This window comes from Thermoflexus sp., assembly GCF_040289485.1.
Taxonomy (GTDB): Bacteria; Chloroflexota; Anaerolineae; order Thermoflexales; family Thermoflexaceae; genus Thermoflexus.
This window is the reverse complement of sequence record NZ_PSLG01000074.1, coordinates 1-9,650: the sequence shown is the minus strand read 5'-3', so window position 1 is coordinate 9,650 and position 9,650 is coordinate 1. Positions and strand designations below refer to the sequence as shown.

The following is a 9,650-nucleotide window of genomic DNA, read 5'->3' as shown; positions in this document are numbered from 1 at the left end:
GGGCGGCCACGCGGCCGATGGCCCCGGTGGCCCCCACCACCGCCCCCGTGGCCGTCCGGGGATCGATCTCCATGCGGCGGGCGGCCTCCAGCAGGGCCTCCACCGCGGTGGCCACGGTGTAACTGTCCCCGGTGGTCACCGGGATGCACAAGTGCCGGGCGATGGTGATGCCGGCGTCTCCGACCACCGAGGTGAAGGCCCCGAGGCCCAGCAGGCGGGCCCCCAGGCGTTCGGCCAGCCGACCGGCCTCGATGATCTTCCGATAGGCCCGCTCTGGAGGCAACGAGAGCATCCGCTGGGGGGTGAGCGGACAGGCCACGAACCAGCCCTCGATCTCCTTACCCGTGGCGGCCGAGCGGATCCCGGTGATGTGGGAGATGTAGACCGGCGGGAAGTAGGCGGAGAGGAAATGGATGGCCGCCGTGGGCAGCAGGCGCCCCAGCAGGGGGAACTTGCGCTGGACGTCCCGCTTGGGATCGATGGGGTGGATGATGAAAGCGAAGTTGTCCATGGCCCTCCTTTCACCGCGCAGCCCCGATGGGGACCTCCTCGCCCTCCCGCGGGTAGAGGCGGGGGTGGAGGGCGTCGCCGCCCGGGATCCGGTGGTGATCGCTGTCCTCGTAGCAGACGTTCCTCGTGATGATGTGGCGTTCGGGGGAGGCGAAGAGCACCACATCGGACTCGATCATCCGCGCCGGATAGATGACCAGCCCGGAGCCCAGCCGGCAGTGATGTCCCACGCAGCCGCCCAGGACAGGCATGCCGGCCTCCGTCAGCTCGCCGCGGAAGTGGGTGCGGATGGGCTTCGGCACCAGATTGAAGTCCGTGAAGGTCGTCCCCGCCCCGATGAACGTATCGCGCCCCACCACGCAGAGCTGGAGGCATGTGTTCTGGGCGACCATAGAGTGTTCCATCATCGTGGTCATGAACAGAGCCGCCCGGAAGGGGAGGAAACAGCCGTCGCCCACCACGCTGAGCAGCACCTGGGCCCCCTGGCCGATGTTCACGTTGTTCCCGATGACGCTGTTGGCGACGACGGCGCCGGCGCCGATGGTGACGTTGTCGCCGATGATCGTCGGCCCCTGGAGGACGGCGGTGGGGTCGATCTGGACGTTGCGGCCGACCCGGACCAGGGCGGAGCAGGAGAGGACCTGGCGGCGCTCCAGCAGCGCCCGCCACAGGATGCGGAGCTTCACGCCGAGGTGTTGCAACTGGGCCTCCATGCGGGCTCCCTCGGCGAAGATGCCGAAGGGCGAGTTGGCCATAAAGACGTGGACCCAGTGCTCGATGGAGAGGAAGGCCCGCAGGGGCACCCAGAAGGTCAGGTCCCCCAGGTTGGGGGCCATGTAGCGGGGGACGCGGTAATAGCCGATCTCCCGGGCCAAGGTCTCGATCACCAGAGGGCGGGCGTAGGGCTCCTTCCCATAGGGGAAATACCAGAGGTCCGCTACGTAGACATCGCCTTCGCGCCGGATGCCCCGCTGCAGGGGCAGCGCGTGGTGCACGATGGCCGGGTCGTCGAGGGCGAAGGCGACCCGGCAGGCCTTCCCCAAGCGCCGGGCCCGCTCCATGAAAGTCCGGAGGAACGGCTCGTCGAAGAACAGGTTGTCCCGATACACCAGCGTGGGGACCCGGTCCTCCGGAACCTCCTCCAGGGAATCCACCTCCAGCTCCTCGTCGCAATACGGCGCCAGGAGATCCCGCTGGTGCAGCCAAAGGGGTTTGTTGAGCACCATCAGGTCCCGCGCCGGCTCGTTGAAAGGAGGGATCCGCCGGCGGTCCCGGAGGATCACCTTGCGCAGCCGCCCGTTCATCCTTTCCCCTCCCGGTCATCCGGATCTAACCGTGGTCGCGCGATCGGTTCCCGCTGCAGCGCCGATGATGCAGGGAGCCGCTTATGCGCTGCGCTCCAGGGGGCCGGCGGGGGCTAGCTCGCCGAGCAGGAAGGCGGCGAGGGCTTGGTGGAAGCGCTCTGGCTCGTCGAGCATCGGGAAGTGGCCGGCCCTGGGCATCCAGAGGATGGTCGCCTGAGGGGCTCCCCGGGCCAGCAGGTCCGCCTGGTTCGGATGGACGATGTTGTCCCGGGCCCCATAGATCCCCAGCACCGGACAGCGCAGCGCGGGGAGCATCGGCCGCAGGTCGGTGCGGTGCAGGCTGCCGATGCTCTGGAAGAACGAGCGCAGCGTGGTGCGGGAGAGATCCCGCTCCCACATCGCATACCAGGTCCGCCAGGCCCGGGTGATGGTCGGCGAGGCCAGGTAGGTGCCGGCCCGCACCGCCCAGGGGAACGAATAGGCCAGGAAGGCCCAGAAGGGACGGCCGGCCAGCTTCAAGAAGAAGTTCAGTGAGGTGCCCACAATGGGGGATCCCACCACAGCCACGCGGGTGACCCGTTCCGGATGGGCGATGGCCACCCCCAGGGCCACCGTCCCTCCCATCGAATGGCCGACCAGCGCGGCGGCGGCGATCCCCAGCCGATCCATGAACTGCACCACCAGTTCGATGAAATCGGGGACGGTGAAGCCGGCCCGCTTGCGGTCGGACTCTCCGAACCCCCAGAAATCCAAGGCATAGGACCGGCAGCCGGAGGCCAGGGCGTTCATCGTGTCGATCCAGTAGGCCCATGAGCCCAGCCATCCGTGGAGGAAGATCACCGGCTTCCCCCGGCCAATGACCTCATAGTGGACGATCCCCTGCTCGGTGACGATGGAGCTCATGGCCTCCGACGCCGACAAGGGCTTCCGGTCACTCGCGGGCGGCTGACATCTCTTCCAGGATCGAATAGAGCAGCTCCAGGACCACCGTCTTCACGCTGGAACGGCGCGTGGCGACGCAGGGGAGCACTTTCACCCGCCCGTCCAGCCGCAGGGCGATGCGGATGTCCTCGGGGTCCCAGGCGTCCTCCAGATCCTGTTTGTTGGCGGCCACCACGAAGGGGGTCTGGGCGTAGCGGCGGAAGGTGTCGAGGATGTTGCGGGCCTCCCGGAAGGTCTCCGGTCTGGTGCTGTCCACCATCACGATGAAGCCCAGCATGCCCTCGGCCAGGATCTCCCACATGAAGTCGAAGCGCCGCTGCCCCGGCGTGCCGAACAGGTAGAGCACCAGCCCCTCGTCGATGGTGATCCGGCCGAAGTCCATGGCCACCGTGGTTTGATCCTTGATGGCCCGCTCCCCCGGGGTGGAGATCCGCCGCTCGGTGGAGACCACCTCGATCTCGCTGATGGTGCGGATGAACTGGGTTTTCCCGGAAGCGAAGGGGCCGGTGACCACAATCTTAACCGCCTGCATGGATAGGCAAACCTCCCGGTGGGATCCCTCTCACAGCCCGCGGAAATAGTTGATGAGCTTCTCGACGACGGAGCGGGAGACCCCTCCGCCCCGCGCGGGCACGCCGGCGGGGGGCGCCGCTGGAGGCGGCGCGCCCAGTTCGATCAGGCCGGCTTGGAGGAGCCCGTAGATGATCCGGCGGATCTGGATCTCGTCCATGTTCAGCCGGCGCATGATCTGTTCGATGGTGTGGCGGCCGTTGATCTGACTGATGACCCGCCACTCCTCGGCGCTGAGCTGCACCTTGCGGATCGCCTCCGGACGGCTGGTCAGGCGGACCGGGATATCGAGATCCGGCAGTTCCTCCTTCAAGCGCTCGATCTCCCGGAGGCGCCGGGCGCCCTCCATGATGAGGTTCTCCAGATCGAGGGGGACAGGGATGCGGTTCTGCACCGGCTGGAGATGCGGCTCGAAACGGAAGGCCCCTTCGTTCCAGGCGAACAGCCGGTAAACGACGTCCAGCATCTGCGCCCGCAGGCTGGCCAGGATGTCCTGCTGGGTGACGTATCCGGCCTCGATCAGTTTCAGCCCCAGCACCTTGTCGTCCTGGATCTGGGCGGCCTCGAAGGCCTTCAACTGCTCCGGCCGGAGCTTGCCCGCCCGGATCAGCACATCGGCCAGCCGGCCGTCCTGGCGGTCCAGCGCCGCGTAGATCAACTTGCCGTCCTTAAAGCACAACTGCGCCGTCCCGTTCCGGCTCTCCACCGTCAAGGTGCCGGTCTTGCGGGCCAGGTGGATGAGGTTCAGCAACTGGGTGGCGTTGAAATCCCGCAGGTTCCCCTTCAGCGCCATCAAGGGCCTCCCGACATGGGTTCCGTCCCCCCGGCGGACGGCGCGGAAGCCCCTTCCGGACCCAGGACAGCCTCCGCCAGCCGTGGGAGGATCTCGGCGACGTCACCCCGGATCTGCAGATCGGCGTAGCGGTCGGCGACGGTCGGGGAGCGGTTGATCAGGATCAGCCGGGCGCCGTGCGCTTTCGCCACCAGCGGCAGGTCGCCGGCCGGGGCGACCTCCAGGGAGGAGCCGACAACCAGGAAGACGTCCGCCCGACGGGCTTCCTGTTGGGCCTCCAGGAAAGCCCGGACAGGCAGTTGCTCGCCGAAGAGGATGATGTCCGGCTTCAACACCCCCCCGCAGACCTCACAGCGAGGGATGGTCCCTTCCTGCAGGAAGGCTTCCAAATAGGGCGCCGCCGGCACCTTCCGATAACACCGGATGCAAGTGGCCTCCCGCAGGTGGCCGTGCACCTCGATCACCCGCCGGGAGCCGGCCTTCTGGTGGAGGGCGTCGATGTTCTGCGTGATCAGGGTTTTCAGGATCCCGGCAGCCTCCAGGCGGGCCAAGGCATTGTGCGCCGGGTTCGGCCGGGCCTCCACGATCATGCGCGCCAGCGGGCGGACCCACTCGAAGAACGCTTCGGGGCGGCGGGAGAAGGCCCAGATGGAGGCCACCTCCATCGGATCGTAACGGGTCCAAAGCCCGGACCCCTCGCTTCGGAAATCCGGGATCCCCGAAGGGGTGCTGACCCCCGCCCCGGTCAGGGCCACCAGATAGCGCGACCGCCCGATCCACTCCGCGGCCTGGCCCAGCGCGTCCATCCTGTCCGCCCCATGGGTTCGCGTATTCTATCCATCCGGCGCCTCGCTCGTCTCGTTTATCTCATTATACCGTCCAACGGGTCAACAATGCTGCGACCAGGGCGGCCCGCAAGGGGAGGGAATCGATCCGCACGTGCTCATCCAAGGCGTGGGCCCCGTTCCCCACCGCCCCCAGCCCGTCCAGGGTGGGGATCCCCAGGGCGGCGGTGAAGTTGGCGTCGCTCCCCCCGCCGGTCCCCCCTTCGGTGAGGGCGAGGCCCAGCGTGGCGGCGATGGCCCGGGCCCGTTCGAAGGTGGCGATCATCTGGGCGTTCCGTTCCATGGGCGGGCGGTTGAACCCGCCGCGGACCTCCAGGCGGGCCCCTTCCAGGATCGGCCGCAGGCTCCGGAAAGCGGCCTCGATCCGGCTCATCTCCGAGCGGGTGCTCACCCGCACGTCCACGATCATCTCGGCCTGCTCCGGGATCACGTTGGGCCGGGTCCCGCCGCGGATCACCCCCACCGTCACTGTCGTCCCCCGGCGGGGATCCGCCAGCTGGCGCAGGCGCATGATCTGGTACGCGAGCTCCTCGATGGCGTTGATCCCACGGTGGGGATCGGCGCCGGCGTGGGCGGAGCGCCCATGGGCGATGACGGTGAAATCCGCCACCCCTTTCCGGAAGGTCTTCAGGCTGCCGTCGGGGAGGGCCGGCTCCAGGCACAGCACCAGGTGGCTGCGGCGGGCCTCCTCCTCGATCAGGGCGCGGGAGGTCTCGCTGCCCGTCTCCTCGTCGCTGATGAACAGCATCCGGATGCGGTAGGGTGGCCGGAGGCCCATCCGGCGAAGCCCCTGGAGGGCGCCGAGGAGGATGGCGATCCCCCCTTTCATGTCGAAGGCCCCGGGCCCGTAAAGACAGCCCCCCTCCTCGCGGATCGGCATGCGGCTCATGGTCCCTAGGGGCCAGACGGTGTCCAGATGGCAGAGGGTGAGGATCTGGGTGGGGGCCTGGGGATCGCCCCACGTGGCGATCCAGTGATCGCCGACGGCCTCCTGGGGCCGCCGCTCCACCGAGGCGCCCAGCTCTTTCAGGCGCTCGGCCACGAAGGCGCCCAGCCGGTCCACGGCCGCCTTTTCGGTGGTCGGCGACTCGAGGGCCACCAGCGCCCGCAGCAGGGCCACCAGATCCCCCTCAAGCCGGAGGAAGGTCTCCATCCACACCGATGGCGAGGGCTCCCCCATGGATCCTCCCAGCGCTTTCAGATCACCAGTTGCTCATAGAGCCGTTCCAGGCTCAGTTCCGGCGAGACGGTTTCGCGGGAGCGAAGGGTGAGGGCGGCGGCGGCCACCCCCAGCCGCACTGCCTCCTCCACCGGGATCTCATGGAGCAAGGCGAAGATCACGGCCGCCGTCAGGGCATCCCCTGCTCCCGTGAAATCCACGATCTCGGTGCGCAAGGCCGGGATGTGCCCGCTGAGATCGCCGGCGGCGTAGACCAACCCCATCTCCGCCATCGTGATGATGGCGACCTGGACCCCCAGGGCGGTCAGGTAGCGGGCGGCGAAAAGGGCCTCGTCGATGTTGGAGGCCGGTAGCCCCGTCAAGGCCTCCGCCTCGGCCGCGTTGGGGGTCACCAGGAACAGTTCCGGGAGAAAAGGGCGGAGGCGCATGGCCAGGGTGGGCGAGGTGGGGTCGGCGGCCACGGGAACCCCGCAACGGCGGGCCAGGCGGATGGCGCTGCGCAGGGCAGCGGGGGAGAGGTTGGCATCCAGGACCACCATAGCCGCCTGCTCGAAAAGCGACCGGCGGTCCTGCAGGTAGCGGGGGGTGATGGTCTCCAGGATCCCCATATCGTCCACTGCCACCACCAGGTTCCCCTGCTCATCCAGGACGGCCAGATACGTGCCCGTCCGCCCCTGGGGGACCACGGCCACGTGGCTGATCTCGACGCCGGCCCCCCGCGTGCGCTCCAGCACCCAACAGCCGGCCTCGTCGTCGGCCACGGCCGAGATCAGGAAAACCGGCTGGCCCAGGCGGGCCAGGTTCTCCGCGATGTTGCGGGCCACTCCGCCGACGCTCCGCCGCACCTGGCCAGGGTTGGTGGCCCCGAGCCGGAGGGCCCCTGTTGCGTAGCCCTTCAGATCGAGGCCGGCCGCCCCGATCACCAGGACCGGGCGCTCTCCCCGCCCCTCCTCTGCCTGCGCCATCCTGGCCTCCAGAGCCCTGTCCCCGCTTCAAGGCAACCCCTGGCGCAACACCCGCAGCCAATTCCCCCCCATGATCGCCTCGACGTCCGCCGGGGAGAACCCGGCCTCCCGGAGGGCGTCGGCGATCTTCACCAGATCGGCCACCGTCTCGATGCCCGCCGGCGCCCCCTCCGCCCCGAAGCCCCCATCCAGATCGCTCCCGATCCCGACATGGCGGGCGTCCCCCACCCGCTGGCAGACGTAATCGATGGCCCGCACCACATCCCACACCGTCACCTTCTCCCGCGGATCCCCGCGCGTCCATCCCTTCTTCAGCATACGATTGCTCAGGACGATGCCGATCACCCCGTCTCGCTCGGCCAGCGCCCGGATCATCGGGTCGGAGAGTTGCCGATCCCCCGGGACCAGCGCCCTGGGGTTGGAATGGCTGGCGATCAGGGGCCCCTCGTAGCGCTCCAGGGCCTCGAAGAAGGCCCGCTCGGCCATGTGGCTGAGGTCCAGGATCATGTTGAGATCGTGCATCGCCCGCAGCAGGCGGCGCCCCTCATCCGTCAAAGGGCCGGGCTCCCCGGTGCCGCCGGCGTAGCGGGTGGCGCCCCAGGCGAGGCCGAGGATGCGCAGCCCCCGTTCATACCAGATCGCCACCTCCTCCGGCCGTCGGATGGGGTCCGCCCCCTCCATCAACCGCACGATGCCGATGCGGCGCGGGTCCGGCTCCGGGAGCGGCTCCTTCCAGGTCTCCAGTACTGCCTCCAGGTCCCGGCGGGTGTGGACGAGGACGAAGCGCTCGCAGGTTTCCGCCAGGCGCTCGTAGGAATCCATCTGGGCCATCCCCTCGGCGTGGGCCTCCTCGGGGGTCCGGTAGGTTCGCTCCAGTGGGGAGCGGGCGTGGCGCTGGGGCATCCCGAAGATGGTGCCGAAGATCACCGCCACCCGTCCGGCCAGCCACTCCGGGAGGCCCAGCATGCAGCGCCCGTTGATGGCCGGGATCTCGGTGCCCACCTCCTGCTCCCGGATCTCCCACGCCGATCGGGTGTAGTCGCGGCCGAAGGAGCGGGCGTTCCAGGCCAGGTCCTCGTGGGCGTCGACGACGATCATGATCCCAGCAGCCCCTCCTCGAATCTCCGCATGCGCTCCCGCCAGGGCTCCGGGATGGGCACGGGGGCGCCGCGGGCGTAATCGTAAGAGACCTGGACGGAGCGGCCCAGGGCCATCCCCTGGCCGGTGTCGGGCCGCTCGATCTTCTGGCGGATCTCGCCCACCCGGATGGGCGCGCGATAGGGACAGGCCGCCTCGGCCACGATCATCCCGAAGGGCTCCAGGGGTTCGCCCATGTGGGCCAGCCGCTGCATGGAGTGGATGCGGGCCTGTTCGAAATACACCGCCTTCATGGCTCGACCTCGATGAAGCGAAGTTCATCGGTCTCCAGGTCCAGGATGCAGAAGGACCGGCTTTGAGGGCGCACCCCGCCCAGCGCCCCCGGGTTGATCACCCGCGTCCGCCCGAACCGTTCGTCGCGGCGCCGGTGGGTGTGGCCGTGGAACACGTAGTCGAACTCCCCGGAGCGGATCCGCTGCTCCAGCCGCTCCGCATCGTCCCCGTGGAGGACGGCGATCCGCCGGCCGGCCAGGGTGGTCGTGATCTCGTCGCCCAGGAAGGGCTGTCGGCCGAGGGCCACGATGGCCGGCTCCAGGACCTCCAGGCGATCCAGGTTGCCCCGCACGAACAGCACGTCCCAACCCTGGAAGAGGGCGATCATCTCCGGCGAGGTGACATCGCCGCAGTGCACCAAGCGCTCGACGCCCTCCCGGCGGAGGATCTCCAGCGCCCGTCGGGTGTTCTCCGCGTGGTCGTGGGTGTCGCTCAGGATCCCGATGCGCATGGTGTCTCCTCCATCGCCGTGGGGGGTCTTTTACGATCCCAGCGTGGCCAGGGCGCGGCGGTAGGCCTCCAGGGCCTTCTGGAGCAGGCCGGCCTCCTGGTAGGCGTCGCCCAGGACCTGCCAGAGGCGGGCCTCGTGGGGCCGCAGCTGCACTGCCTGCTCCAGGTCGGCGAGGACGACCGGGCGCATGGCGCTCACCCGCAGCAGGCGCTGATACTCCCGCGCCGCCCGGGCCGTGTCGCCGAGGTTGAACAGCAGGCGGGCCATCGCCAGCCGCGTCTCGTGATCGCGGGGCTGGGCTTTCAGGCGCTCCTCATACTCCAACAGGATCCCCAGGAGCGGCCCGGCCATGGTCTCCGCCACCGGGACCGCATACAGGCCCTCCAGCCAGCGGGGGTCCACCGCGGGAGCCGGCTCGGGCACCTTGCCGGCCGGCCCGACCCCTTCATCGACCGCCAGCAGGTCCCAGAAGGGGACCTCCGCAGGGGCCTCCGGCACGGGCACCGTCCGGGCCTCTCCTTCCGGAACCGTCGGCGTGAGCCCCAGCACCTCGGCCCATTCGGGCGGCACCTCCAGCGGCTGCGCGGCGGCTTCCTCCAGGAGCTCCCGGAAGCGCTGCTCCTCCTCGGTCGCCGCCGGCACGGCTTCCTCTTCCGACA

General features: G+C 69.2%; 11 protein-coding genes and 1 pseudogene. All 12 read right to left on the bottom strand.

Going from position 1 to position 9,650, the window contains the following annotated elements; all coding sequences use genetic code 11:
- Positions 1 to 511, bottom strand: a pseudogene (locus C4313_RS10150) (shikimate dehydrogenase); the annotation flags it as partial.
- Positions 512 to 521: 10 nt separating this feature from the next.
- Positions 522 to 1,814, bottom strand: coding sequence for an LbetaH domain-containing protein (locus C4313_RS10145; RefSeq protein WP_352429747.1), 1,293 nt, complete (start codon positions 1,812 to 1,814; stop codon positions 522 to 524).
- Between the two features lie 81 nt (positions 1,815 to 1,895).
- Positions 1,896 to 2,717, bottom strand: coding sequence for an alpha/beta fold hydrolase (locus C4313_RS10140; RefSeq protein ID WP_352429746.1), 822 nt, complete (start codon positions 2,715 to 2,717; stop codon positions 1,896 to 1,898).
- 28 nt (positions 2,718 to 2,745) lie between these two features.
- The gene (locus C4313_RS10135) at positions 2,746 to 3,288 is read right to left on the bottom strand and encodes a GTP-binding protein (RefSeq protein WP_352429745.1); all 543 of its coding nucleotides are present in this window, start codon (positions 3,286 to 3,288) and stop codon (positions 2,746 to 2,748) included.
- Positions 3,289 to 3,318: 30 nt separating this feature from the next.
- Positions 3,319 to 4,119, bottom strand: a complete 801-nt coding sequence (locus C4313_RS10130) for a DUF4388 domain-containing protein (RefSeq protein WP_352429744.1) — start codon at positions 4,117 to 4,119, stop codon at positions 3,319 to 3,321.
- Positions 4,119 to 4,925 carry an SIR2 family NAD-dependent protein deacylase gene (locus C4313_RS10125; RefSeq protein ID WP_352429743.1) on the bottom strand — a complete coding sequence of 269 codons (807 nt, stop codon included), beginning with the start codon at positions 4,923 to 4,925 and terminating at the stop codon, positions 4,119 to 4,121. Before C4313_RS10125 ends, C4313_RS10130 begins: the two co-directional genes overlap by 1 nt.
- A 64-nt stretch (positions 4,926 to 4,989) precedes the next feature.
- On the bottom strand, positions 4,990 to 6,144 hold the full coding sequence (locus tag C4313_RS10120) for a M20 family metallopeptidase (protein WP_352429742.1): 1,155 nt from the start codon (positions 6,142 to 6,144) through the stop codon (positions 4,990 to 4,992).
- Between the two features lie 17 nt (positions 6,145 to 6,161).
- Positions 6,162 to 7,109 carry a carbohydrate kinase family protein gene (locus C4313_RS10115; RefSeq protein WP_352429741.1) on the bottom strand — a complete coding sequence of 316 codons (948 nt, stop codon included), beginning with the start codon at positions 7,107 to 7,109 and terminating at the stop codon, positions 6,162 to 6,164.
- Positions 7,110 to 7,136: 27 nt separating this feature from the next.
- A complete protein-coding gene (locus tag C4313_RS10110) occupies positions 7,137 to 8,207 on the bottom strand; it encodes a dipeptidase (protein WP_352429740.1) in 1,071 nt (356 codons plus the stop codon).
- Positions 8,204 to 8,500, bottom strand: coding sequence for an acyl-CoA thioesterase (locus tag C4313_RS10105; RefSeq protein WP_352429739.1), 297 nt, complete (start codon positions 8,498 to 8,500; stop codon positions 8,204 to 8,206). Before C4313_RS10105 ends, C4313_RS10110 begins: the two co-directional genes overlap by 4 nt.
- On the bottom strand, positions 8,497 to 8,991 hold the full coding sequence (locus C4313_RS10100; RefSeq protein ID WP_352429738.1) for a metallophosphoesterase family protein: 495 nt from the start codon (positions 8,989 to 8,991) through the stop codon (positions 8,497 to 8,499). The genes C4313_RS10105 and C4313_RS10100 overlap by 4 nt, the downstream gene beginning before the upstream one ends.
- A 30-nt stretch (positions 8,992 to 9,021) precedes the next feature.
- Positions 9,022 to 9,650: tetratricopeptide repeat protein (locus C4313_RS10095; RefSeq protein WP_503012465.1), on the bottom strand; the 629-nt coding region annotated here is incomplete at its 5' end.